The sequence below is a fragment of the Cellulomonas sp. Root485 genome, from assembly GCF_001426705.1.
In the GTDB taxonomy this organism is placed as follows: Bacteria; Actinomycetota; Actinomycetes; order Actinomycetales; family Cellulomonadaceae; genus Cellulomonas.
Genome location: NZ_LMFC01000002.1, coordinates 1,080,327 through 1,105,988, shown reverse-complemented (window position 1 = coordinate 1,105,988; position 25,662 = coordinate 1,080,327). Strand labels below are relative to the sequence as shown.

At 71.1% G+C, this 25,662-nt stretch carries 18 protein-coding genes and 1 tRNA gene; 5 read left to right on the top strand and 14 right to left on the bottom strand.

Features of this window, described 5'->3' with window-relative positions; all coding sequences use genetic code 11:
* Positions 1-65: 65 nt before the first annotated feature.
* Positions 66-557, top strand: coding sequence for a DUF6326 family protein (locus ASD16_RS13565; RefSeq protein WP_055918057.1), 492 nt, complete (start codon positions 66-68; stop codon positions 555-557).
* A 57-nt stretch (positions 558-614) separates the two neighbouring features.
* On the opposite strand, the gene rho is transcribed toward ASD16_RS13565, so the two are convergent.
* From rho to ASD16_RS13530, 7 genes are all read right to left on the bottom strand, one after another.
* Positions 615-2,633 carry a transcription termination factor Rho gene (rho, locus tag ASD16_RS13560; protein WP_055918054.1) on the bottom strand — a complete coding sequence of 673 codons (2,019 nt, stop codon included), beginning with the start codon at positions 2,631-2,633 and terminating at the stop codon, positions 615-617.
* 280 nt (positions 2,634-2,913) lie between these two features.
* Positions 2,914-3,846, bottom strand: coding sequence for a homoserine kinase (thrB, locus tag ASD16_RS13555; protein ID WP_055918051.1), 933 nt, complete (start codon positions 3,844-3,846; stop codon positions 2,914-2,916).
* 8 nt (positions 3,847-3,854) lie between these two features.
* Positions 3,855-4,946, bottom strand: a complete 1,092-nt coding sequence (thrC, locus tag ASD16_RS13550) for a threonine synthase (RefSeq protein ID WP_055918048.1) — start codon at positions 4,944-4,946, stop codon at positions 3,855-3,857.
* Complete coding sequence (locus ASD16_RS13545) at positions 4,946-6,268, bottom strand: homoserine dehydrogenase (RefSeq protein ID WP_235523284.1); 1,323 nt, start codon at positions 6,266-6,268, stop codon at positions 4,946-4,948. The genes thrC and ASD16_RS13545 overlap by 1 nt, the downstream gene beginning before the upstream one ends.
* A gap of 90 nt (positions 6,269-6,358) precedes the next feature.
* Positions 6,359-7,720: a diaminopimelate decarboxylase gene (gene lysA / locus ASD16_RS13540; protein ID WP_055918042.1), complete on the bottom strand. Its 1,362-nt coding sequence runs from the start codon at positions 7,718-7,720 to the stop codon at positions 6,359-6,361.
* The gene (gene argS, locus ASD16_RS13535) at positions 7,717-9,396 is read right to left on the bottom strand and encodes an arginine--tRNA ligase (protein WP_055918039.1); all 1,680 of its coding nucleotides are present in this window, start codon (positions 9,394-9,396) and stop codon (positions 7,717-7,719) included. Before argS ends, lysA begins: the two co-directional genes overlap by 4 nt.
* Positions 9,397-9,426: 30 nt before the next feature.
* Positions 9,427-10,683: an MFS transporter gene (locus tag ASD16_RS13530; RefSeq protein ID WP_235523283.1), complete on the bottom strand. Its 1,257-nt coding sequence runs from the start codon at positions 10,681-10,683 to the stop codon at positions 9,427-9,429.
* A 117-nt stretch (positions 10,684-10,800) separates the two neighbouring features.
* Between ASD16_RS13530 and ASD16_RS13525 the strand changes: the two genes are divergently transcribed.
* Complete coding sequence (locus ASD16_RS13525) at positions 10,801-11,451, top strand: FadR/GntR family transcriptional regulator (RefSeq protein ID WP_082570835.1); 651 nt, start codon at positions 10,801-10,803, stop codon at positions 11,449-11,451.
* A 24-nt stretch (positions 11,452-11,475) separates the two neighbouring features.
* Here ASD16_RS13525 and ASD16_RS13520 read toward each other — a convergent pair whose 3' ends face one another.
* Positions 11,476-13,029 (bottom strand): glycoside hydrolase family 32 protein, encoded by a 1,554-nt coding sequence (locus tag ASD16_RS13520; RefSeq protein WP_235523281.1) that lies wholly within the window; start codon positions 13,027-13,029, stop codon positions 11,476-11,478.
* Between the two features lie 20 nt (positions 13,030-13,049).
* Positions 13,050-14,828: a glycoside hydrolase family 68 protein gene (locus ASD16_RS13515; protein WP_055918036.1), complete on the bottom strand. Its 1,779-nt coding sequence runs from the start codon at positions 14,826-14,828 to the stop codon at positions 13,050-13,052.
* A 583-nt stretch (positions 14,829-15,411) separates the two neighbouring features.
* On the opposite strand from ASD16_RS13515, the gene ASD16_RS13510 reads away from it, so the two are divergent.
* The 3 genes from ASD16_RS13510 to ASD16_RS13500 all read left to right on the top strand — a co-directional run bounded on the left by ASD16_RS13510 (position 15,412) and on the right by ASD16_RS13500 (position 18,678).
* Positions 15,412-16,299, top strand: a complete 888-nt coding sequence (locus tag ASD16_RS13510) for a choice-of-anchor L domain-containing protein (protein ID WP_157453930.1) — start codon at positions 15,412-15,414, stop codon at positions 16,297-16,299.
* 208 nt (positions 16,300-16,507) lie between these two features.
* Positions 16,508-18,523: a GH32 C-terminal domain-containing protein gene (locus tag ASD16_RS13505; protein WP_055918031.1), complete on the top strand. Its 2,016-nt coding sequence runs from the start codon at positions 16,508-16,510 to the stop codon at positions 18,521-18,523.
* Between the two features lie 82 nt (positions 18,524-18,605).
* A tRNA-Arg gene (locus ASD16_RS13500) sits at positions 18,606-18,678 on the top strand.
* Between the two features lie 75 nt (positions 18,679-18,753).
* Here ASD16_RS13500 and ASD16_RS13495 read toward each other — a convergent pair.
* The 5 genes from ASD16_RS13495 to ASD16_RS13475 form a co-directional block, all read right to left on the bottom strand.
* Positions 18,754-18,969, bottom strand: coding sequence for an excisionase family DNA-binding protein (locus ASD16_RS13495; protein ID WP_055918029.1), 216 nt, complete (start codon positions 18,967-18,969; stop codon positions 18,754-18,756).
* 52 nt (positions 18,970-19,021) lie between these two features.
* Entirely contained in the window at positions 19,022-21,898 is a 2,877-nt protein-coding gene (mobF, locus tag ASD16_RS13490; RefSeq protein ID WP_235523308.1) for a MobF family relaxase, read from the bottom strand.
* Positions 21,899-22,219: 321 nt separating this feature from the next.
* On the bottom strand, positions 22,220-22,780 hold the full coding sequence (locus ASD16_RS21760; protein WP_055918023.1) for a hypothetical protein: 561 nt from the start codon (positions 22,778-22,780) through the stop codon (positions 22,220-22,222).
* Between the two features lie 196 nt (positions 22,781-22,976).
* Positions 22,977-23,657: a hypothetical protein gene (locus ASD16_RS13480; RefSeq protein WP_162250307.1), complete on the bottom strand. Its 681-nt coding sequence runs from the start codon at positions 23,655-23,657 to the stop codon at positions 22,977-22,979.
* A 493-nt stretch (positions 23,658-24,150) separates the two neighbouring features.
* Entirely contained in the window at positions 24,151-25,572 is a 1,422-nt protein-coding gene (locus tag ASD16_RS13475) for an ATP-binding protein (protein ID WP_055918468.1), read from the bottom strand.
* Positions 25,573-25,662: the final 90 nt, after the last annotated feature.

Sequence of the window (25,662 nt, the reverse complement as noted above, 5' to 3'; positions counted from 1 at the left end):
TGTGCCCAGCACGGTGGTCCGCGATCGTCGAGGAGCCACACCTCACCACGACGACGGAGCACCCAGTGAGCACTCGACGAGACACCACCACCGCGCTGGACGACTCGCGCCTACCCGTGAGAGCGAAGCTCGTGGCAGCGTGGACCAGCGTCATGTTCCTGTACGCCTACGTGGACATCCTGGCCTTCTTCGTGCCGGGCAAGATCGACGACATCCTGGTCGGTGTCGTCTTCGAGTTCGACATCACCCAGACGTTGATGACCGTCTTCCTCGTGCTCATGGCCATCCCGATCCTGATGGTGGTGCTCTCCGCCACGCTGCCGGCCCGCGCGAGCCGGATCACGAACCTCGTCGTGGCATCGGTCCAGATCCCCTACGCGATGTTCAACGTGGTGGGCGAGTCCTGGACGTACTACTACGGGCTCGCCGTCGTCCTGGAGGTGGTCCTGCTCGTCGTGATCCTCCGGCTGGCCTGGACCTGGCCCCGCCGCGTCGCATCGCCGGCGACCGCGGTCACCGGCACGCACGAGGCGCCCCTGCAGACTCAGCGTCACTAGCGCGCCGACGGCCCCGCTCCCTCTCGGGGAACGGGGCCGTCGGCCGTGCGTCAGCGGTCAGTCGCTGCCGGGGGTCGTCTTCTGGACCTGGAGCAGGAACTCGACGTTCGACTTGGTGTCCTTGAGCTTGCCGATGAGCAGCTCGATGGCCTGCGTCTGGTCGAGCGCGCCCATGACCCGGCGGAGCTTGTAGATGATCTTCAGCTCGTCGTGCGGCATGAGGATCTCCTCGCGGCGGGTGCCCGACGCGTTGACGTCGACCGCCGGGAAGATGCGCTTGTCCGCGAGCGAGCGGGAGAGCCGGAGCTCCATGTTCCCGGTGCCCTTGAACTCCTCGAAGATGACCTCGTCCATCTTGGAGCCGGTCTCCACCAGCGCCGAGGCGAGGATCGTCAGCGAGCCGCCGTGCTCGATGTTGCGCGCCGCACCGAAGAACCGCTTGGGCGGGTACAGCGCCGAGGCGTCGACACCACCCGAGAGGATGCGCCCGGACGCCGGGGCGGCCAGGTTGTAGGCCCGCGACAGGCGCGTGAGCGAGTCGAGCAGCACGACGACGTCCTGGCCCAGCTCGACCAGCCGCTTGGCACGCTCGATGGCCAGCTCGGCGACGATCGTGTGGTCGGAGGCGGGGCGGTCGAAGGTCGAGGCGATGACCTCGCCCTTGACCGTCCGCTCCATGTCCGTGACCTCTTCGGGGCGCTCGTCGACGAGCACGACCATGAGGTGGACCTCGGGGTTGTTGGTCGTGATGGCGTTCGCGATCTGCTGCATGATGATCGTCTTGCCCGCCTTGGGGGGCGCGACGATGAGGCCGCGCTGGCCCTTGCCGATGGGCGCGACGATGTCGATGACCCGCGGCGAGAGCCGGTTCTGCTCGCTCTCGAGGCGCAGGCGCTCCTGCGGGTACAGCGGCGTCAGCTTGTTGAACTCGGGACGCACGCGGGCGCCGTCGGGCTCCAGGCCGTTGACCGAGTCGAGGCGGACCAGCGCGTTGAACTTGCTGGGGCGGTTGCCCTGGGGCGGCTGCTCGCCCTCGCGCGGCTGGCGGACGGCACCGGTGACGGCGTCGCCGCGGCGCAGGCCGTACCGCTTGACCTGGTTGAGGGACACGTACACGTCGTTGGCGCTGGGCAGGTAGCCCGTGGTGCGGACGAACGCGTAGCTGTCCATCAGGTCCAGGATGCCCGCGACGGGGAGCAGGATGTCGTCGTCGTTGACCTCGATGTCGTCCAGGCCGGCGAGCTCGCCGGGGCCGGGACGACCGCGCGTGCCGCGACCCTTGCGGTCACGGTCGCGGTCGCGGTAGCGGTCCCGCGAGCGGCGACGGCGACCGCCGCGCTCGTCGAGCCCGTCCTCGTCGCCCTCGCGGCGCGGCTGGGTGCCCTGCTGGGTGCCCGGCTGCTGGGTGCCGGTCTGCTGGCGGTTGCCCTGCTGGTTGTCACGCTGCTGGGTGTCGCGCTGCTGACCCTGCTGACGCTCGCCCTGCTGGCGGTCGACCTGCTGACGCTCGGCCTGCTGGCCGTTGCTCGGCTGGCCGTTGCTCTGCGCGCGGTCGCCCTCGTCGCCCTGCGGCGCACCGGCACCGCGGCCGGCCCGGCGCGAGCGCCGCTCACCGGTCACGCCACCGACGGCGTCGGCTGCGCGCGCGGCGCGGTCGTCACGCTGCTCGACGGGGGCGAGCCTGGCGTCCAGCGCGGCCTCGAGGCCGGCCAGCGCGTCGCCGCGCGGGGCCCGCGAGCCGGCGTCCTGGGAGGGCGCGTCCTGCGTCGGCGCGGCGACGACCCCACCGAGGTCGAGCTGCGGCGCCTGCGTCCGGGGAGCACGGGCGCGGCGCGCGGGCGGCGCGTCGGCCACGGCGACGCTCTGGTCGCGGCGCGGCTCCAGGGCCTGCGAGCGCGAACCCCCCCGGGCGTCCGAGATGGCCTGGACGAGGTCGCCCTTGCGCATCTTGGAGGTGCCCTTGACGCCCAGGTCGGACGCCATCGCCTGCAGCTCGGGCAGGCGGAGTGCCGAGATGCCTGCGCTGCGGGCGGACCCGCCGGAGCTGCTCACGGCGGGTTCGATGATGTCTGTCACGAAGGACCCTTCCCCTCGTCGGTGGCCGGGACCCGATGGTTCGGGGATCGGCCGACGTCCGGTCGAGGTGACCGAGACGGTGCTGGAGCCACACACGCGCTGCGTACGACGACGTCTGCGCACGGTGGGCTGGATCGCTCCCGGCTCGTCTACTCATTCTGAGGCGGCCGGTCACGTACGACGCGGGCCACCAGAGGTCGAGATCCGGGGAACGCGTCGATGCTACCACTGTCGGCTCGGTCACCTGGCAGGGTGAACGACGCCCGTGTACTTCACCCGGTCATGTCACCCGTTGGACGGTCGCGCCCGTGCGGTCGACCGGCAACGGCAGGATCTGCCAGCCCCCCATGGCTCCCCCGAAGGCGGCGCGCACGGCGTCGTCGGCGTCGGTCTTGTCGTCGCCGTCCCGCCGTGCGAGCACCAGCACCGTCGGCCCCGCACCGGAGACGACAGCCGCGACGCCCTCGGCCCGCAGGACGTCGACGAGCGCCAACGAGCCCGGCATGACCGAGCGCCGGTACTCCTGGTGGAGCCGGTCCTGCGTGGCGGTGAGCAGGAGCTCGGGGCGACGGCCCAGCGCCTCGACCAGCAGGGCCGCGCGGCCCGCCTGGAACGCGGCGTCCGCGTGCGGGACCTTCGCGGGGAGCACCCCCCTGGCGGCCTTCGTGGACAGGTGGTTCGGGGGGACGACCGCGAGCAGAGCGACGTCCTCGTGGACCTGGAGGTCGATGGCACGGAACCGGCCGTCGTCGCTCCACGCGAGGGTCGCCCCGCCCAGCACCGCCGGCGCCGCGTTGTCCGGGTGACCCTCGATGCGGCCGGCCAGGTCGATCGCGACCTCGTCGGACAGCGCCTCGGGCTCCGCGATCAGCCCGCGGGCGGCGACGATCCCGGCCACGACCGCCCCGGCGGACGACCCGAGCCCGCGGCCGTGCGGGATGCGGTTGTGGCAGACGAGATGCAGGCCGGTCTGCGATGCACCGACCTCGTCGAGCGCGGCCCGCAAGGAGCTGACGACGAGGTGCTGCTCGTCGTCGGGGACCTGCCCGGCGCCCTCCCCCGTGACCTCGACGGTGACGCCCGGTGAGGCGAGCGCCCGCACCTCGAGCTCGTCGTAGAGCCCGAGGGCGATGCCGAACGCGTCGAACCCCGGACCGAGGTTGGCGCTGGTGGCGGGGACGCGGACGCGGACGTGGTCCGCACCCAGGCGCATCGCGGGCCTCAGTCCAGGCCGAGAGCGGTGGCGATGGACACCACGTCGGACGAGATCCGCACCGGCACGACGTCGCTGCCGTCGGGGGTGCGCAGCGCCCACTGCGGGTCCTTGAGCCCGTGCCCGGTGACCGTGATGACGATGCGGGCACCGGCCGGGACGCGCCCCTGCTCGCTGAGCAGGAGCAGCCCCGCGACGCCGGACGCCGACGCGGGCTCGACGAAGATCCCGACCTCCGCGGACAGGACGCGGTGCGCGGCGAGGATCTGCTCGTCGGTGACCGCCTCGATGAGACCGCCGGACACGTCGCGGGCCTCCTCGGCCTGCTGCCAGGACGCGGGGTTGCCGATCCGGATCGCCGTGGCGATGGTCTCGGGCTGGTCGATCGGGTGGCCCTTGACGATCGGGGCGGCACCGGCGGCCTGGAAGCCCCACATGATCGGGGTGTGCGTGGCGATCGCGGTGTGCGCGGCACCGGCGTCGAGCCCCGCGTACTCGCGGTAACCCTTCCAGTACGCGGTGATGTTGCCGGCGTTGCCGACGGGGAGCACGTGGATGTCGGGGGCGTCGCCGAGGGCGTCGACGATCTCGAACGCGCCCGTCTTCTGGCCCTCGATGCGGTCGGGGTTGACCGAGTTCACCAGCTCGACCGGGTAGGACTCGGCGAGCTTGCGGGCGGCGATCAGGCAGTCGTCGAAGTTGCCGTCGACCTGCAGCAGCGTGGCCCCGTGCGCGATGGCCTGGCTGAGCTTGCCCATCGCGATCTTGCCGTCCGGCACCAGCACCGCGCAGACCATGCCCGCGCGGGTGGCGTACGCCGCGGCCGACGCCGACGTGTTGCCCGTCGACGCGCAGACGACGGCCTTGGCGCCCCGGCCGGCCGCCGCGGACATGGCGGTCGTCATGCCGCGGTCCTTGAACGACCCGGTCGGGTTCATGCCCTCGACCTTGATGAACACCTCGGCGCCCGTGCGCTGCGAGAGCGTCGGCGACGGGACCAGCGGGGTGCCGCCCTCCCCGAGCGTGATGACGCGCTCCTGGACGTGGGCGGGCAGACGGTCGGCGTACTCGGCGATCACGCCACGCCACTGGTGGGCCATCAGGCTCCCTCGACTCGCAGGACGGACACGACACGACGCACGACGTCGAGACCCGCGATGGCCTCGACGGTGCTGCGCAACGCGTGCTCTGGGGCCGCGTGCGTGGTGATCACCAGGCGCGCGTAGTCGGCGTCGGGCGCGTCCTGGACCGGCGTCTGCCGCACGGCCTCGATCGAGACGTCGTGCGACGCCAGCACCGAGGAGACCTGGGCGAGCACGCCGGGGCGGTCCGCGACCTCGAGCCGCACCTGGTAGCGGGTGCGCGCGGCGGCCGCGGGCAGGACCGGCAGCTCGGCGTAGCGGGACTCGATCGGGCCCTTGCCGCCGAGCACGCGGTGCCGGGCGACCGAGACGACGTCACCGAGCACGGCGGACGCGGTGGGCTCGCCGCCGGCGCCGCGGCCGTAGAACATGAGCTCGCCCGCGGCCTCGGCCTCGATGAACACCGCGTTGTAGGCGCCACGAACGGTGGCGAGAGGGTGGCTGACGGGTACCAGGGCGGGGTGGACCCGGACCTGCACGCCCTCCACGCCGTCGGCCGTCCCGCGCTCGGCGATCGCCAGGAGCTTGAGCACGTAGCCCGTGCGCTGCGCCCACAGCACGTCGTCGGCCGTCAGGGACGTGATGCCCTCGCGGGAGACGTCCTCGATGGACACCCGGGTGTGGAACGCGAGCGAGGCGAGGATCGCGGCCTTCGCGGCGGCGTCGTACCCCTCGACGTCGGCCGTCGGGTCCGCCTCCGCGTAGCCCAGCGCCTGGGCCTCCTTGACGGCCTGGTCCAGGTCGAGGCCCTCGGACGCCATCTTGTCGAGCACGTAGTTGGTGGTGCCGTTGACGATGCCGAGCACGCGGGTCACGCGGTCCCCCGCGAGCGACTCGCGCACCGGGCGGACGATCGGGATGGCACCTGCGACGGCGGCCTCGAAGTACACGTCCACCCCGGCCTCGTCGGCGGCGGCGTAGAGCGTCGGACCGTCCTGCGCGAGGAGGGCCTTGTTGGCGGTCACGACGGACGCACCGGAGGCGATCGCCCGCAGCAGCAGGCTCCGCGCGGGCTCGATGCCGCCCATGACCTCGACGACGACGTCGGCGCGCTCGACCAGCGACTCCGCGTCGGCGGTGAGCAGCGCGCGGTCGACCACGGCGTCCCGCTCGGTCTCGACGTCCCGGACGGCGACGCCGACGAGCTCCAGCGGGGCACCCACGCGCGACGCCAGGTCCGCCGCCTGCGTCGTGAGCAGCCGCACCACCTCCGTGCCGACGACGCCGCAGCCGAGGACGGCGACGCGCAGGGGCGGGTGGGCGGGCACGGGCGAGGGCACGGGACGGCCTCCAGTCGGATCGGTCGGGAGCGCCCTCAGGATAGGGGTGCGTCCCGCCTGTCGGGACGTGTGGTCCGAGCGGTGGTCCGGTCAGCCGAGGTCGAGCGCCAGGAGGTCGTCCTCCGTCTCGCGGCGGACCAGCACGCGGGACCCGCCGTCGGTCACCGCGACCACCGGCGGACGCGGCACGTGGTTGTAGTTGGACGCCATCGACCGCCCGTACGCCCCCGTCGCCGCGACGGCGAGCAGGTCTCCGGCGCGGACGTCGGCGGGCAGCTGCACCTCGTGGACGACGATGTCGCCGCTCTCGCAGTGCTTGCCGACGACGCGCGCCAGCACCGTCCCGGCGGTCGAGAGCCGGCCGACGACCTCCGCGTGGTAGCTCGCGCCGTAGAGGGCGGGGCGGATGTTGTCGCTCATCCCGCCGTCGACGGACACGTAGGTGCGGACGCTCCCGTCGTCGATCCGCACGGGCTTGACCGTGCCGACCGTGTAGAGCGTGAGGCCGGCGGGGCCGACGATCGCGCGGCCGGGCTCGATGGAGAACCGCGGCAGCGGGGTGCCGAGGTCGGTGGCCGTCGCCTGCACCGACGCGGCGACGTCCTTCGCGATGCGGTCCGGGTCGAGGGCGACCTCCCCCGGCAGGTACGCGATGCCGTAGCCGCCGCCGAGGTCGACCTCCTCGACGAGCACCCCGGTGCGCTCCGCGAGCTGCGCGCGCAGGGTCAGCACCGCGCGGGCGGCGACCTCGAACCCGGACGGGTCCAGGATCTGCGAGCCGATGTGCGAGTGGATGCCGAGCAGCCGCAGCTCGGGGCGCGCCAGCACGGCGAGCAGCCCCTGCATCGCGGGCGAGTCCCCGTCGGGCGACGCGATCGAGAGGCCGAACTTCTGGTCCTCGTGAGCCGTCGAGATGTACTCGTGGCCGCCCGCGTGCACGCCGGTGGTCACGCGGACCATCACCGGCGCCGGTGCTCCCCCGCGCGCGGCGACCGCATCGGCCACCCGGTCGATCTCCACGAGCGAGTCGACGATGATCCGGCCGACGCCCGCGTCGAGCGCCCGCCCGATCTCCGCGTCCGACTTGTTGTTGCCGTGCAGCCCGATGTCCGCACCGGGGATGCCGGCGCGCAGCGCGACCGCGAGCTCGCCGCCCGTGGCGGTGTCGACGCGCAGGCCCTCCTCGTGCACCCAGCGCGCGACCGCGACGGACAGGAACGCCTTGCCCGCGTAGTACACGTCGACGCCCGCGCCGATCTCCGCGAACGCCGTCTCGAACGCGCGACGGTAGCCGCGGGCGCGGGTGCGCAGGTCCGACTCGTCGAGGACGTAGGCCGGGGTGCCGTGCTCGACGGCCAGCTCGCGCACGTCGACCCCCGCGACCGTCACCGCACCGTCGACCGTCCGGGCGACCCCCGTGGACCAGGGCTCGCCGGGGATCGTCGTGGTCACATCCGCTCCGGGGCGCTGACGCCCAGCAGCCCCAGACCGTTGGCCAGGACCTGGCGGGTGGCGTCGTTCAGCCAGAGGCGGGTGCGGTGCACGTCGCCGACGACCTCGTCGCCGAACGGGGCCACGCGGCGCTGGTCGTACCACTTGTGGTAGCTGCCGGCGAGCTCCTCCAGGTACCGGGCGACGCGGTGCGGCTCGCGCAGCTCGGCGGCCTGCGCGACGACCCGCGGGAACTCGGCGATGCGCCCGAGCAGCACGGACTCGCTCTCGTGGTCCAGCAGCGAGGCGTCGAAACCGTCCTCGCGACGGACCCCCGCCTCGGCGGCGTTGCGGCCCACGTTCACCGTGCGAGCGTGCGCGTACTGCACGTAGAACACGGGGTTCTCGTTCTTCGCGCTGGACAGCAGGTCGAGGTCCAGGTCGATCATCGAGTCCGCCGACGAGCGGGCCAGCGCGTACCGGGCGGCGTCGACACCGACGGCGTCCACGAGGTCGTCGATGGTCACCACCGTGCCCGCGCGCTTGCTCATGCGGACCGGCGCACCGTCCTTGACCAGGTTCACCAGCTGCCCGATGAGGATCTCCAGGTTCACGCCCGGGGTGTCCCCGAACGCCGCGCAGATCGCCATCATGCGGCCGATGTACCCGTGGTGGTCGGCACCGAGCATGATCACGACGCGGTCGAAGCCGCGCTCGCGCTTGTCCAGGTAGTAGGCGATGTCGCCCGCGATGTAGGCAGCCTCGCCGTTGGACCGGATGATCACGCGGTCGCGGTCGTCGCCGAACGTCGTGGTGCGCAGCCAGGTCGCGCCGTCGGCCTCGAAGACGTGGCCGAGCTCCCGCAGGCGTGCGACCGCGTGGTCGACGGCACCGGACTTGTGCAGCGAGTCCTCGTGGAAGTAGACGTCGAACTCGACACCGAAGTCCTCCAGGGACTTGCGGATCTCGGCGAACATCAGGTCGACGCCGCGCGCCCGGAAGGCCTCGTTGGCGTCGTCGAACGGCAGGGTCCGCGGGTCGGTCTCGCCGGCGGCGAGCGCGTCGGCCACCACCTGCTCCGCGATCTCGGAGATGTAGTTGCCGCCGTAGCCGTCCTCCGGCGCCGGCTGGCCCAGCGCCCGCGCCAGCAGGGAGCGGGAGAACCGGTCGATCTGCGCGCCGTGGTCGTTGAAGTAGTACTCCCGGCTCACGGCCGCGCCGGACGCCTGCAGCACCCGCGCCAGGCTGTCGCCGACCGCCGCCCAGCGCACGCCGCCGATGTGCAGCGGACCGGTCGGGTTGGCGGACACGAACTCGAGGTTGAGCGCGACGCCGGCGAGCGTCTCGTTCTGCCCGTACTCACCGCCCTGCTCGACGACCGAACGCGCCAGCTCACCGGCGGCGGCCGCGTCGAGGCGGATGTTGAGGAAGCCGGGACCGGCGACCTCGACCGTCGCGACGCCGTCGGTCTGCGCCAGGCGCCGGGCGAGCTCCTCGGCGAAGGCGCGCGGGTTGGTGCCCGCCTTCTTGGCCAGCTGCATCGCCACGTTGGTGGCCCAGTCCCCGTGGTCGCGCTGCCGGGGTCGCTCGAGGTGCACGGTCGCGGGGATCGCGGCGGGGTCGAGGGCGAACGTTCCGTCGTCGACGGCGTGCACGAGGGCGGCCCGGAGGGCCTCGGAGAGCTGGGCGGGAGTCACCGGAGAAGGGTACCGAGCCGGTGGGAGCGCTTATGCAGCGGGTTCCGGCCCCAGCATCGTCGGCCGGCAGGCGAACCAGCCCGCCACGAGCAGCACCGCCACCAGAGCGAGCAGCACGAGCAACGGCTCGTGCCACGAGCCCGTCGCGACGTGCAGCACCCCGATCCCCACCGGTCCGACGACCGCGAGCGCGTAGCCGAGGCCCTGCACCATCCCGGACAGCGCGACGGCGATCGCGGGCGTGCGCGACCGCAGGCCGATGAGCGCGAGCATGACCGGGAACGTCCCCGGCCCGATGCCGAGCAGGACCATCCAGACGGCGGTCCCCTGCGCGGGCGCGAGCAGGAGCCCGAGCAGGCCCGCCACCCAGCACGTGGCGAAGCCGACCACCAGGGGGAACGGGTTGCGCATCCGTGCGGTGAGGACCGGGGAGACGATCGACGCCGGCAGCCCGAGGATCGCGAACACCGCGAGCCACCGGCCTCCCACGTCGGGGCCCAGACCGGCGTCGGCCAGGATCTGCGGCAGCCACGCGAAGAGCACGTACGTGCAGGTGGTGTTGGCGAAGAACGCGAGGACCAGCGCCCAGGCCAGCCGCGAGCGCCACACGATCCGGCTCTCGGCCGAACCAGCACGGACCAGGACGGCCTCTCGGTCACGCCGCGGCGCTCGTCGCACCAGGGTGCGCAGGTGCGCGCGCGCCGACACCGACTGCGCGATCACGACCACCCACGGCACCACGGCCGCGAACCCGAGGATCGCCCACATCCCGACCGACCACCGCCACCCGGCGGCTTGCGCCACGGGCAGCGCGACCAGCGGCGGCACCGCGGCGCTCACGGACATCGCCACCGAGTACGACGCGGTGACGGTCCCGATGCGGTCGGGGAAGTAGCGCTTGACCAGCGGCGGGAGCAGCACGTTGCCCATCCCGAGGCCACCGAGCGCGATCACCGACCACCCGATGAACGCCGGTGCGCTGCCGGCCAGCGCGCGCAGGAGCTCGCCCGTCATCGAGAGCAGCAGCGCGAGGATCATCGTCGGCTCGAGCCCGAGACGTCGGGCGACCGGCGTGGCCAGCGAGCCGAACAGCGCGAACGACGCGACGGGGACCGTGCCGAGCAGACCGACCTGGGTGTCGGTCAGCGCGAAGTCCTGCCGAACCACCTCGATGATCGGCGAGACGGCCGCGACAGCGATGCGCAGGTTGAGGCCGACGAGGACGATGCCGGCCAGCACGACGATGCGGCCGCGCCACGGGGCGAGCGGCGGCATGACGGACTGCACGGGTCTGAGCTCCTGATCCGGGCGGCGCGGCGGCCGGAATCATCCGTCCGGGGGTCTGGCGTGTGCCCGACCGCCGGTGTTGACTGCACCGCATGCCTCGGAACGGAGCCTAACCGGATGGTGCGACGGACCGGACTGATCGACACCGCGGTCGAGGAGCTCCGGGGACGGATCGAGACGGAGCAGTGGCCCGTCGGGACGCGGATCCCCCCGGAGCCCGCCCTGGTCGACCTCCTCGGCGTCGGACGCAACACCGTGCGCGAGGCCGTGCAGTCCCTGGTCCACGCCGGACTGCTCGAGCGGCGCCAGGGATCCGGCACCTACGTGCTGTCCCGCTCCGAGCTCGCCGTCACCATGGGCCGGCAGATCGCCGACGCTCGCCAGCGCGACGTCGTGGAGGTCCGCCGCGCCCTCGAGGTCGAGGCCGCCCGGCTGGCCGCCCGGCGCCGCAGCGCCACCGACGCCGCCGCCCTGCTCCAGCGTCGCGACGAACGCGCCGCCGCCTACCACGCAGGCGACCTGGAGGCGATGGTCGCCACCGACCTCGACCTGCACCGTGCGATCGTCCGCGCCACCGCGAACCCCCTGCTGGTGACCCTGTACGAGAACCTGCTCGACGCCATCGGCGAGAACATCCGGTTCAACTTCGTCACCGACGCACACGGCCACGACGCGCACGACCACCTGGTCGAGGCCATCGTCGCGGGCGACGACAGCAAGGCCGCCGACGAGACCGCCCGCTACCTGTCCGCGCTCCTGGGTGAGTGAGCGCGGGCTCGTCGGGCACCGGGCTCAGCGCCAGATCGAGCGCAGCGGCCAGTACGTCAGCTCGCGCACGCGAGGATCACCGCCCTCGGCGGCCAACGACATCCCCCGACCGTCCCGCGCCGGGAACACCACCATCGTGCCGGTCAGCGCCCCGTCGTCGACGAACACCTCGACCGAGGACTCGTCGACCAGGACGTGCAAGCGGATGACGCCGCCGCGGGGGTGGTAGGGCACGGAGCGTCGGACACCGAAGCCGGCGGTCCCGCCGCGAGTGCGGTCCATGACGAGCTGCCCGTCGTCGTAGCCGACCTCGACGGCCTCCACGAGGCGCCCGTCCGCATCCCGGCTCTCGAGCAGCCGCACACTCACCCGTCGCGCGCCGCGAGTCTCGATCTCGGTCTCCAGCTCGAACGTCGAGCCCGTGAACGGCAGGACCGTGTCGGGCCCGATCGCCCGCGGGCCGATGTGGGTCGGCTCGCCGCGGAGCGACCCGAGCTCCGGCACCGGCGCCTGGACGAGCCGTACTTCATCGTCGACGGTACGCAGGCCCACGTCGCGCGGGACGCTCATGGCGTTGGTCCAGGGGTGCGTCGGCGCCGAGTACGGGTAGCGCCAGTTGCCCATCCACCCGATCCACACGCGTCGCCCGTCGGGAGCGTGCTCGTACGACTGCGCGGCGTAGAAGTCCTGCCCGACGTCGGTCTCCTGGACCGTCTCGGGTGGGACCGCGGGGTCGCGGACGAAGGTGGTCCCGTCGAAGTCGCCGACGAAGTACTGCGCCGTCGAGCCGTCCGTGGCATCGCTGGCCCCGACGGAGACGGTCAGCACCCACCGCACCTGGTCCGGGTCCCCGTCGACCCGCAGCGGGAACAGGTCGGGACACTCCCACACGGCGCTGTGCAGCCCGTGGCCCGCCCCGAAGCGACTGAGCTCCTCCCAGTCGACCAGGTCGGGCGACGAGAACAGCCCGATCTCGTCGCCCAGGCTCACCACCATCACCCAGCGGCGGGTCGGCTCGTGCCAGAACACCTTCGGGTCGCGGAAGTCCTTGCGCCCGTCGTTGGGGAGGACGGGGTTGCCTGCATACCGGTCCCACGTGCGCCCGGCGTCGGACGAGTACGCCAGGCTCTGCGCCTCTCCGCCCGCTGTGCTGGTGTAGATCGCGACGAGGCCACCGTCCGGGCCGTCGAACAACCCGCTGGTGTTCGCACGGTCGACCACGGCGCTCCCGGAGAGGGCCTGGCCGAGCTCGTCGTGCCGGAGCGCGGTCGGCAGCGCGGTCCAGTGCACTGCGTCCGGGCTGACCGCGTGCGCCCATGTCCCGTCCTGCTGGTGGAACAGGTGCCACTCGCCGGCGTCGAACACCAGGCCGTTCGGGTCGGCGAGGCGCCCGTCGGGTGGGGAGTAGTGGAACTGCGGGCGCCACCGCTCGGTGAACGGCGTCGACGGGGAGGGAACCGGACGGTCGTCGCCGCTCGAGCATCCGCCCAGCCCGGCCGCGCCGACCAGCAGCGTGGCCACCAGCCTGGTCGCGGTCCGGCGCGCGCGGGCGGTGACCCCCGCCGCCGCGGGGGTCACCGCCCCAGTCCGCAGACCGGTCAGGGCACCGGTCTCGGGTCCGGTGCCGGGTCGACCGGCTGGACCTTGTTGGCCGGGATGTCGCCGTACGCACCGAGCCCGCCGTCGCCGTAGCTGCGGTCGACCACGGCCGACGCCCCCGCGATCGACAGGTGCACGGTCGGAGCCAGCGTCCCGCCTCGTCGCACGTCCGGGTTGCCGATCGCGTCGATGAACGACTCGACGAGCCCGTTCGGCATCACGTAGTGCGAGTAGGCCTGGAACGTGTACGGCGACTGACCCTCGGCCGGCGCGGCCGACGTGCCGATCCCGTAGGCGAGGTTGGTCGGGTTGCCGAGCGCGAGCCCGCTGCCCTCGTTGAGCGGCTGGAAGTCCGACCGGATCCCGTTGCCGACGAACCCGTAGACGCCGTCCGGTCCGTCCATGTACCAGAACCGCGGATCGGTGGAGTCCACACCAGGACCCCGCGCGAAGGTGCTGCGGTGGCTGATCGTGAACAGGTAGTACTTTCCGTTCTCCAGATAGATCTGCGGCCGCTCGGTCTGGTCGTTCACGCAGTTCCCGGACAGGATCGGCGGGAGGAACCGCCACTGCGTCAGCGCCTTGTTCTCGGCGACCGCCAGCCCGACGTTGGCCATCTGGAAGTTGGCGCCGTTCGCCGTCACGGTCGCCGGGTCCTCGGCGTACGCATCGCCGTCGCGGTAGCCGAGGTCGGCCGCCGTGCAGGTGACCGACCCGCGCTGACCTCCCGTGTTGCCCTCGAACACCATGTAGGTCTTGCCCGGGTGCGCCGGGTCCTCGAAGGTGAACGGGTCGCGGAAGTTGACGAACGGGTTCTGCTCCTTGGTCTGGTAGTACGTGCCGTCCGGCACCAGGAGCTGGTGCTGGTCCCGGAACCCGGTCATCCAGACGCCGTTCTCGTCGGCGAAGATCCGGCCCTCCGTCTGCACGATCCGCGGGTCCGCGGGCTTGATGTCCTCGTCGTTCGCGTTCCGGTAGAAGGCGACCGCGGTGTAGAAGAGCCGCAGCTTGTTGCCGTCCATCAGGCGCGTCGACCCGGACCACTCGGTGACCGTGGTGAAGGTCTGATCCTCGAAGATCGCGCCCGCGGCACCGTCCGGGAACACGAGACCGCCGTAGATCCAGCCCCCGTTCTCGGGTCGCTGCTCGGTCGGCACGTCCGCCTTGCGGTAGAAGAACCCGAGGCGCGCGTGCGTGTGCCGGGCATCGAACGTGTAGCCCGCGTTCGGGTCCGCCGTCAGCGCGAAGATGACCTCCCAGCCCTTGAAGCTGAGCTGGTCGGACGCCCCGTCGGTCAGGGTCCACGTGTCCCACACCCAGACCTGGGTGCCGTCGGGTTCCGTGAGGATCGGGAAGTCCTGCGGGATCTCCGGCATGGAGTACTCCGGGGGCATGGAGTTCTCGCCCGCCGGAGCGTCCGGGTCGGACATCGCTCGCAGCTGGAGCGCGTCGGCCCGGGTCCACCTCGCCGTGAAGTTCTCCTCCGGGTCGTAGGCCCGCTGGCTGTGGATCGAGGGCGCCGGGAAGCCGGGCAGCCGGAGCACGGACACGTCGCCGTCGTCCTCGGCGGGCGGCGCAGGCGCCTCGGACAGCGGTGCCTCGGTGCCGAGCGTCGGGTCGGGCGTGGCAGCCGGATCGTCGGTGACCGTGGGGTCGGCTGTCGTCGGGTCGTCGGTGACCGTCGGGCTGGTGGTCGGCGAGCTGGTGGCCGCCGGGTCGTCTGCGAGCGCAGCGGGTGCGCCCAGCAGGCCGGTCGCGACGAGCACGGACGCGGTCACGACGGCTGTCGCCGTCCTGCCGGCCGCACGCCGCCGGGGTGTGCTGGTCGATGAATTCACGTCGGTTCGCTCCTCGAGTGAACGTGCAGATACTCGAGCGACGACCCCGTCCTCCCCCACCGTCGTCAGGGTAGGCACCGGGTCGGATGACCTGTCAAGGGATGCATCACAGTTCGTCGTGACAACCGTCACTACCCGGTTGACGGCATCGGGGTGCGGGTGTACGCCTGACTCTCGTAGCCCCGGAGCGGCTCCCTCGCATGGCCGACTCCCCGGTCCCCGCGGTCGAGACACGGCCGCCCTCAGCTGCTTCAGCTGACCATCCGGAGAAGGGATCGCGAACGACCGTCGCCGACCCGTCGGCGACGCAGCTCCAGGTGCACACCTCGGCTCCGAGGCGGTGCACCACCTCGGGTAGACGACCGATGCATCCCCCATCGCGACCCGGCGCGCCCAGCGCGCCCGCGCCGGCCAGGCATGAGCCCGGTCGACGCACCCGACGAGGACCTGGAGCATCATGAAGCCTCCGATGACAGGACGCGGTGCGCGAAGGGGCGCACGCGCGGCGATCGTAGGGATCGCCTTGACGGCACTGACCGCCGGCTCACTGACGAGCGCGGCGCAGGCCTCCCCCGGCCAGAGCGTGACGACGTTGCGCGAGACGAACCCCGTCTCGCTGGCGAGCGAGCTCACGGGCCGGAACATGACGGTCAGGTCGGCCACGTTCGCCGGTGCGGACGTGCAGGCCGGACTCTTCGCGGACGCCGGCTTCGGCGCCTTCCCGACGACCGGCGTGGCGCTGTCGTCCGGCTCGTTGATCGATGCGGACCCGACGTCCGATGACGACGTGGACTTCACACGGTCCGCGCTGCTCGGCCCGAACAGCTCGCTCACCACGACCGGAGACCTCGGTGGTGCTGGTGACGCACCTCTCACCGACCTGGTCGGCGCCACGACCTACGACGCGGCCACCCTGACGATCGACGTCGTCCCCCAGGGCCGCAGGCTCCTGCTCACCTACCTGCTCGGCTCGGAGGAGTACGCCACGTGGGCGCAGACCGGGTACGGCGACGCCTTCGCGATCTGGGTCGACGGCACACCCTGCTCGTTCGTCCCCGGTTCCGACACGCTCGTCGGGACCTCGACCGTGAACGCGTCGGTCAACAGTCAGTACTACGTGGCGAACTTCGCGCCGAACGACCCCGGCGCGGGCGGCCAGGACACGGAGATGAATGCGTTCACGGTGCCGTTGACCTGCACCGCCACCGTCATCCCGCGGCAGCCGACGACGGTGCGCATCTCGGTGGCGGACACCCGGGACGGTCAGCTGGACAGCACCGCGCTGCTCCAGTCGGACTCGCTCAGGTCCACGCAGGTGCCCACGGCGGTCGGTGACCTCCTGTGCCGGCTGCTGCCGTGGCTCCCGTGGTGCCCCGACGGCGCTGCGTGGAACGGACCGACAGCGGTCTGACGGCGGGTCGAGCCCCTCTCGTGCAGCACTGCACGGGAGGGGTTCGACCGCCCCGCTCTTGACGCCTGCCGTCCATCGGGGAAGGCTTTGTCTCATGTGCTTGATCAATCGATTTAGCACCCCCGAAGGCAGCTGCTCCACCCCTCCGCGTCCAGCGCCGGCCGTCGTGAGGTGACGGGCACGCTCGTTGTCGAGAGGCGAGTCGACGATGACTCACGACCCCGCTGGCCGATCCCTGCGCCGTTCCGGTGTGCTGCTGCTCGCCGCCGCCCTGGTGGCCGCCGCCGTCGTCGGCCCACCGCACCCGACCCCCGCCCAGGCGGCCGACGTGGCTGACTCCTACCGCGCGCGCTACCACTTCACGGTTCCTGACCACTGGAAGAACGACCCCCAGCGCCCGGTCGTGATCGACGGCACCACGCACTACTACTACCTGTACAACGCCGACTACGACGATGCCGTGGGCACGGCCTGGCGGCTGGCGACGACCACCGACAACGTGGTGTTCCACGACCAGGGAGTCGCCGCCCCGAAGGCCACCAACGCCAACTACGACCTGTGGTCCGGCTCGGCCGTCGTGGACACCGCGGGCACCGCCGGGTTCGGCGCGGGTGCCGTGATCATGCTGGTCACGCAGATGGACCACCCGACACCCGCGCAGATCCTGGACGCGTCCGGACCGCAGGCGCAGTTCCTCTGGTACTCCACCGACGGGGGCCGCACCTTCCGGCCACACGGCGAGACGCCGGTCATCCCGAACGGCGGCCGCCGCGACTTCCGCGACCCCAAGGTGGTCTGGGACGCCGAGCGGCAGCGCTGGGTCGCCCTGATCGCCGAAGGCCAGCGGATCGGATTCTGGGCGTCACCGAACCTGCGGGACTGGACTCGCGTCTCCGAGTACGTCAACACGGGTCTCGGCGTCCTCGAGTGTCCCGACCTCTTCCAGATCCGCGCCGACGACGGCACCCTGCGCTGGGTCATGGGGCTCAGCGGCAACGGGTACCTGACCGGCGCACCGAGCACGTACGCGTACTGGACGGGCTCGTTCGACGGCACCACCTTCGTGCCCGACGCCCCCGACCCGCAGTGGCTCGACCACGGCTTCGACTGGTACGGCGCCGTCACCTGGGCCGATCCGGCGGACACCCAGCAGGACCGCCGGCTGGCGGTCGGGTGGATGAACAGCTGGTCCTACCCGTACACGACGCCGACGTGGGCGGCCGACGGGTTCAACGGCACCGACTCGATCGTGCGCGAGATCCGGCTCAAGCGCTTCGGAGCCGCGTACAGCCTCGTCTCGCAACCGGTCGCGGCGCTGAACGACCTGGCGACCTCCGTCACCGACCTCGGCACGTTCCGGGTCGACGGACACCTACCGCTCGACTACCACGGCGACGCATACCAGCTGGAGGCCGACATCAGCTGGGACGACCTCGACAACGTCGGGCTGCAGCTGCGCAGGTCGGCCGACGGCACCCGGCACGCCGACGTCGGCGTCTTCGGCGACGTCAGCTACCTGAACCGCGGCGGCACCGGCAACCCCGACCCGTCGGGCGAGAAGTGGGAGAGCCACGCTCCGTTCGACCCCACCGCCGACCGCGTCCACCTGCGCATCCTCGTCGACCGCACGACCATCGAGGTCTTCGTCGACGACGGTCGGTACGTCCACTCCAGCCAGGTGTTCGCCGACCCCGACGACACGGGGATCGCTCTGTACACGTCAGGCGGTGCCGCCACGTTCTCGGATGTCACCATCACCCAGCTCGCGAGCGTCGAGCAACGGCCCGCCCACGTGCTGGCCGACTTCGAAGGGGTGTCCTGGGGAACGGGATGGGCTGCGACCGGCAGCTTCGTCGGCGCCGGCCCGACCGCGTCGAGCATCCCCGGCCAGGTCGGCAGGCAGGTGCTGGACACGTTCGCCGGCGGCGGCGACCCCGCGACCGGCACCATCACCTCGCCGCCGTTCACAATCGACCGCCGGTACCTGCACCTGCTCCTCGCCGGCGGCGACCACCCGCTCGGCGTCGAGCCCGCCACCTCCGTCAACCTGCTGGTCGACGGCCGTCCGGTGCGCACCGCGACCGGCGACGACACGGGAGCGCTCCGGCCGGTCCGGTGGGATCTCGCCGACCTCGCCGGGAAGCAGGCCCAGGTTCAGGTGCTCGACGACGCGACGAGTGCGTGGGGACACCTCATCGTCGACCAGGTCATGCTCAGCGACTAAGACGAACCGGCTCCGCACTGCGGGGTCACCGAGCGACGGCTGGTAGTGTCGTGCACCGCATCGACCCCCGGGTCGGTGAGCGGCCCGCGTAGCTCAGTGGATAGAGCGTCTGCCTCCGGAGCAGAAGGTCGAAGGTTCGAGTCCTTTCGCGGGCACACATAACTGCAGGTCAGAGCGTTAGACAGGGCCTCGTGCCAGATACGTGCCAGAAGAACTGGCGCGTGGGGCAGCTACCGGCACCCAGGCCGCGGGCCGGCGACTGGCCGCAGGATCGCCTCGAGGTCTCCCCGCCGGACCCTGACGAGCCGACGGCCCACCCGGACAGCCTGCAGTTCGCCGTCCGCGATCAGCTTCCGCACGAATCGGTCGGTGACCTGCAGTTCTTCCGCGATCTCGGCGACGGAGACGAACTCCGGCCGCACGTCGATCCTCGCTGGAGCGGACATGATTCCTCCTTCATCAGGCGCCGGTCGGCGCGGTTGGTTAGCCATGTCGAGATCACCACCGGTCCAGCACGTGCGCGTCACGGCTCGGGCTGGATCGGGGCGGCAGCGGACGGCGCGTCATCTGTGGACGAAGCGGCGGGATGGATGGCTGAGGACGGGGCGCCCGCAGCGGGGGCTCGGCGCTCTCCGCGTGGTGCTCAGCCCAGGCCTCCGTCGCGGAGGTCTCGGTGTGGGTCGTCGCGAGGATCCGGTCGAGGACCTCGCGCGCGGACTCGGGCTCGCCGCCGGGCAGGCAGTCGGGGTCGGGGCGGTTGGTCGCGACGTAGAGCCGATTGACGTGTCGTCCGCGGCTCATGGCCACGTAGAGGTCCTCGCGACCCATACCTGCAGTCGCGACGGTGTGGGTCTCATCGACCGTCATGCCCTGACAGCGCGCGGTCGTGGTGGCGTACCCGAGCTCGACGGCGTCGGCGACATACGTGGCGGGAAGGCGCAGCGTCCCGCTGGCGGGGTCGTCGATCGACCGGACACGGAGGCCGCCGTCGGGCAGGACGGCGGTGATCTGCCAGAGGTCGCCGTTACGGACGAACCCGTCGCTGGTTGGCAGTCGCCGGTTGTTTCGGCGGGTCACGACGCGATCTCCGACGCCGCCGGTCAGCCCGTCGCTCAACGTGATGCCGGCAGTGCGAACGGTGCCGGTCCGGACGCGTTCGGCGTGACTCCGGGAGTTGAGCTCGTTGACGGTGCGCCGGTCCGCAGCCGCCAACAGGACGACCTGACCGTGCGCCTCGGCTGCTGCGGCCGCGGTGAGAGCGTCTTCGAGCATGTCGTCGTACGCGCCGTGGCTGACCCGGCCGTGGCGGATGTAGGCGTCAAGGGCAGCGGGATCCCCGTGTCGCAGCTCGAGGGTGGCACGCGCCTCCCACGGCTGGCTGAACCGCCACAGGCTGCGCAGCTCGGCTGTGGGACCGCGACGGGCGAGCATCCCGAACGCACCGCCCGCGTCGACCGCTCCGCGTTGCAAGTGGTCCCCGACCAGGAGCACCTTGGCCTCTGCCTGGCCCGCTTGCTCGATGAGGGCGGCCAGCGAACGCGTGTCGGCCATCGACGCCTCGTCGACAATCACGAGCTGCCCGCGCCGAAACCGCCACTGCTCCTGCTCCGCGGCCAGAGCGTGGCGCCGCCCGTTGGCCGCCCGCTTGTCCCAGGCCTCGACGGCCGGATCCTCGAGGACGGCCGTCTCCAACCAGTACTGGACGGTGCGCTGGGTCGCACCGTCACCTCTGGACTCGTAGAGCCACTTCGCGGTTGTCTCGCAACGCGAGCCCAGAGCAGCTGACAGGGTGGCTGCGGCACTCGCTGACGGTGCGAGGCCGACGACATCGCCGCGCATCAATCGCCAGGTACCTGCCAGCGCAGCCAAGGTTGTCGTCTTCCCGGACCCGGCGGGTCCGATCAGGACGTCCAGGGCGCCACCGGAGAGCAACACCGCCTTCGCGGCCTCGCGTTGGTCCTCAGCGAGGTCGCTCAGTTCTCGGTCCGCGATGCGGTCGGCCAGCACCGGAACACCGAGCGGCAAGGCCGACTCGGCGGCGTCCAGCAGCGTCCGCTCTGCCTCGAGCAGTTCCGCCGACGTGAAGCACTCTTCGCCGACCCGGCGTCGGCTCACGTCGGTGTCGGCGTCGATGCGTAAGCAGGCGTCGCCCGCCAGATTCACCAAGTCGTTGGTCAGCTCGAGGCGGTCCTCGGGTGTGGCCATGCGCAGCGGCTTTGAACACCGCAGTACGGCCGCGCCCAGGTTCCACGTCGACCACACCGAACGTCGGGTCGAGACGTCCTCAAGCACCTGCGCGACGATCGCCGCCCGGACCTCGGGGCCGACATCGCGTGCTGCCAACTGCCGGCTGTACGTGCCGGCCAGCGCGCGAGCGGCAAGGTCGACCGGCTCGAGCCCGGTGAGAGCCCGGGCGCGGTTAGCCCAGTCCAGGAGCAGGTCCCGCAGCGGCCGCACGACCTTGGCTGGGCGCGTCTCGCGGGTCAGGTGCTGGCGCGCGCGAGTCGTCTCGGTGCGCGACGGCGCCCGCCCGCGCTGCTCGGTGAATCCCTGAGCCCAGCGTTCTTCGGCGCAGTGGATCTGTTCGGAGCGGGTGGAGAACTCGGTCAGCAGGTCCTCACCGACCCCGAGTTCGAAGGCGGGGTTGCGTCGCTCGCCGCGGTCTCGCAGAGACCAGGTCGCGCCGACCCGCCGGGTGACCTCGTCGGCAAGCAGGGCGTCGTACAACTCGGAGACCGTGACCACCGCGGCGTGCAGCGTGCGCCCATCCACCGACCGCCACACCCCGTCGACGCCTTGGACCTTGTTTGCGACGACGACGTGCGTGTGCAGGTTCGGGTCCCCGGCGCGCGAGTCCCAGTGGTCGAACGCCGCCGCGATCATCCCGCGAGTCCTGATCTGCCGGCAGCCTGCCGCGCCGACTCGGGTCCGAATGACCGAGTGCTCGACGAACCGCAACGCCGACGAGAGCGCAGCCGTATGGGCGTCGTAGATCGTCGCCCGAGTCGCCTCGTCGGCCAGGCCCCACACGACAGAGACGGACTTCGGTGCCGTGAACGTCAGGTCGTACCCCGCGACTGCGTGCCGACCCTCACCGGGCCGGAGGCGTGCGTAAGGCGTCCCGAGAGGTGTCCCTGTGATCGGATCGCGCCCGTCGCGGAAGACCGCCGTCATCGCGCGCTCGGTAACCGCTGCGCCCCGCCGCAGCTGTCCTTCGCCTACCGCAAGAAGGCCGGACCCGAGCCACCGACCTCCGGGGTTGCCCGTCTGCTCGTAGTAGGCCGTGAGCGACTCACCAGCAGACAGCCCGGCGTCGCCCGCGGCCACGTGCCGGGTCAGGTACGTGTACCCGTCGCTCACCGTCAACTTGTGCATCGAGAGCACCGCACCCACCGCCTCCCCGGAGCGGCTCGATCGAGTGCTCCTAGGAGTAGGTGCGCCAGAAAGTGTGTAAGACGCGACGTTGCTTCTCAGTGAATGTGCGCAACCGAACCCTCGTCGCAGTTCACCGACGTTCGTACTTTCGCCAAAGCCCCGTCCTGGAACCGGCCGCTGGACGTCCACACCGGCCACGGCCACCCCAAGACCCCCGCGCCCCGAATCACGCCAACTTCTAGACGCGGCAGGTCCGTCCAGCCAAGGACGGCTACCTATGGCGGTTTCCGGGCCGAGTTGGCGGGTGGTCGGGCTGGGCCGTCAGGGAAGTTCTCGATCGGCTGCCCAGGTCTGGACCGGTCGCGGATCGAACGCGCGGGCTGGGCACGCCGGGTCCGCGCACGCGACGTCGGGGTCAGTCACGTCCCCGATGGCGTGCTCGAACTCGTAGTGGAAGCAGGCCCAGTGCATGTGCTCGAACGCTGTGTAGTTGCTGCGGTTTCGGACCACGGAGCGACCGCACCGTGCACATGCAGGGTCGGCCCCCAGTTCGTGCTCTGGAGTCGCACCGGCTGTCTGATCCGTGCGACGAGCCGAGAGCTCGGTGCGTAGGCGACGAACCTCCGCAAGCAAGAGGGGGATGTCCTGCCTCGCTCCGGCGATGAAGTCAAGATCCTCGGGTGCCGCATGGCGCGGCCCGCCGGGCGGGTCGGTGGTCCTCTCGACGTACATATCCTGCTCAGTGCCGTTGGCGATCTGGATGAAGGTGTCGCCGCCCCAGAAGTCACGCCCTTCGACCAACGCCCGCCACGGGCCCCGAGACGCCGCGTTACACCTCGCATCGACCGCTGCCAGCAGTTCATCAGTGATCCACTCGTCCATGACGTCATCATGCAGCGGCCGACGGACGTGGCGGACAGGCGCCCGCGACCCCGCCATCGTTGCCGAACCCAACAGCAAGGGTCACCCGCGGCTGCGAACGAATACTGCGCCAGACTCCTCTTGCACTGCGTGCCGATGACGGCGGCGTGATCCTTCCGCGAGCGCCGAAGCGTCAGCCCCATCGAGTCGATGATGCCTAGAGTCCCGACGGAACCACCGCAGCTCGGGCGGCGCCAGACGCCAACCACTCGCCGGCCACCGGTGGCCGCTCCTGCGCGGGAGCTCCCGACTCCGAGGGCTCGCCCGACGCGATGAAGAGCCGCCCACTGCCGCGAGTTTCACCGACTCCAGCCGAACCGAATCGCGTCCCGAACCAGGCCAGCCATAGCGGATCGGGCCGGAGTCCCAACCAATGGCTCTCGCGCCAGTGGATGACCGAGCCCCGTCCGCCACCTCTCGTCTGGGCATCAGCCCACACGCGTCCGTTGGCCGCCACCACCCAGCCCGGGTCGATCCAAGCCCGCCCATAGAAAGCTGACAGAGCATCGGCAATCGCGGCAAAGCCATCGACGATGTCCCTATGCCAGCGTGGGTCGCGGAGCACTCGCGAGTCGAGATCAAGGACGAGCCGGTCGACGCGCGGCCCCTCTGGCGCACTCGGCACACCACCGGGCATCTCCCTCAAGAGGTCCTCGATCGCGTCACCACGCCAGAGTTCACCGCCGAAGAAGGGCTTGGTCGCGCTCCAGTAGATGTTTCCGCCAGCGGCGAGCTCGTCTAGGAAACCGTCGACGCCGTCACCGTCGAGGGTCGACTGCATTGGCTCAAACGAGCCGAAACGCCTCGGCGTCGCTTCTGGCAACCACTTTTGCAGCACGTCTATCGCGGAACGGACCAGTTCCTCGGCCGACTCCCACGATGTAGAACTCGAGCCGGACGAGAGCAATCCGCTCCTCCCCGGAGGGCAAGGTCGGGCGTCTCCGCGAGCCACGCGGCCAGACGTTCTTATCGGCCTGCGGGTCGTAGACGACACCTTCGCCCGCCTCTGCCAGCCGCCGCGCGAACCTCAGCATGAGGGTGCGATGAGCCGCCTACGAACGTGCCGGCGAGGAAAGCTGCATTGCGCTCCGGAGGCCCACGGCGGCCTGTCCCACTGGTTCGGGCAGATCGGTTCGGTCGACGCTCAGTGGCCCGTCCGCGGTAAATATCTCGGCGCCAGCGCTGGCCCGCCCAATCCACGTCCGTCCCGTCCCGTCAACAGCCAACCCTGGGAGCTCCGCAGCAATCGCGACAACATCCGGCTCGGAGCTCAGGAACACTTCCAAGTCATAACTCAACGCGATCTCCGATCCGCATGGAGCGGTCCCAGGTTAGGAGTCGACGACGATCCAGTGCGCGCGCGGGTCTTTCGGTGACTTGCCGATCCACCGCACCAGCCCCTCCCGCTCCAAGGCGTCAAGTCGACGCTTCACTGTTGGACGAGCGAGTCCAAGCTTTTCTGCGATGTCGCCGGTGCCCAGCTGGACGTCGGCGGCACGGATGACATCGAGGACATGCTCGGCGCCCGCAGGCATTCGTGCCGCGACCGTTGGATCCAGCCTCGGGATGTTCGCCAGCACGAGCCTGACGCTTCCGCCCTTCTCCTCGTACACGGGGTCCGTCAACCCTCGACGCTGCATCTCGTCGAACATGCGCCGAATGCCCTCGCCGAGTTCCTGTCCGATCCGGAGTTCGGCGCAGACACGCGCCACGCGCGGGTTCCGAGCGAACCTGCTGATCTCGAGCGGCTTCCGCGGATCAGCCAGCCCCGGGAACCGGCCTGGACTCTCGATCTCAACCCGATCGTCGTAGATCTCCACCCGGATGTGATCGCCGCCGAGACTGTACGAGCGGTGGACGACGGCGTTGACGAGCCCCTCGAGCCATGCGTCCCGCGGCACGATTGGGTTCGTCTCGAAGCGCCCGTCAGCGCCAAGCGATCGCCGCTTCGGGATGAGTGTCTCGATGATCTCCTGGGCTCGCGTGATGACCGTTGGTATCGAGCCCTCCACGCGGTGCTCGGACGACTCGTCCAGCGCGAGACGGGACCCCGTCCCTCTCGTTGTACCGAGGAACCGCAGAATGCGCACGTAAGCCTGCGGGAACCAACGACCTGGGGCGGAGCCAAACAGGAGTACGGCAGCGTTGGTGAGGTCGCCACGAGGCGTCGTGAGCGACCGAGCGTCGAGAATCATCTTGGTAGGAGCACTGAAGCCTGCTGCGCTCTTGTACTGCTCGATGAGCCGCATGTCGAGATCGGCGATCGTCGCCCCACTCGGAGCTCCGTCGTACTGCGCCTGCCCCTTGTCGTACTCGAGTTCCTGCCGCTGCTCGAAGCGGAGCTTTCGCGACTCGTCGCCCACCCGCAGGTAGCACTCGCCCGATGAAGTCTCGTGGACTCGCTCGCTCGGTGCGACACGGATGATCAACAACTGTGTTCCCGTGCCGTCGGCCTTCGCGCAGTCGACGAGGTCGAACGACGCACGCACGGGCGGCGACGTAAAGTCCATCGGCGCCTGCTGGAAGTCACGAAGAGGTACCTGCCCGAGCCCTTCGACCTGCCCATCGGACAGTCCCACCGCGATCACACCACCCTCAGCGTTTGCGAATGCGACGAGGATCGGCGCGAGCTTCGCAGGAGTGACGCGGCCACTCTTGCGGTCGAACCACTGGTCCTCATCTGCCGCAAGCAGACGTGTCCCCCGCTCGGCGGGCGCTGCCGCTAGCGCGCGGTCGACCTGGTTCGTTGTCACGACGTCCAAGGTATCGGGCGGGTGCACGCGTTCAGCGTTCATGTAGTTGTTCAAGTCCGTGTCGCGATCGGGCGATCGTGCAGGTCAGAG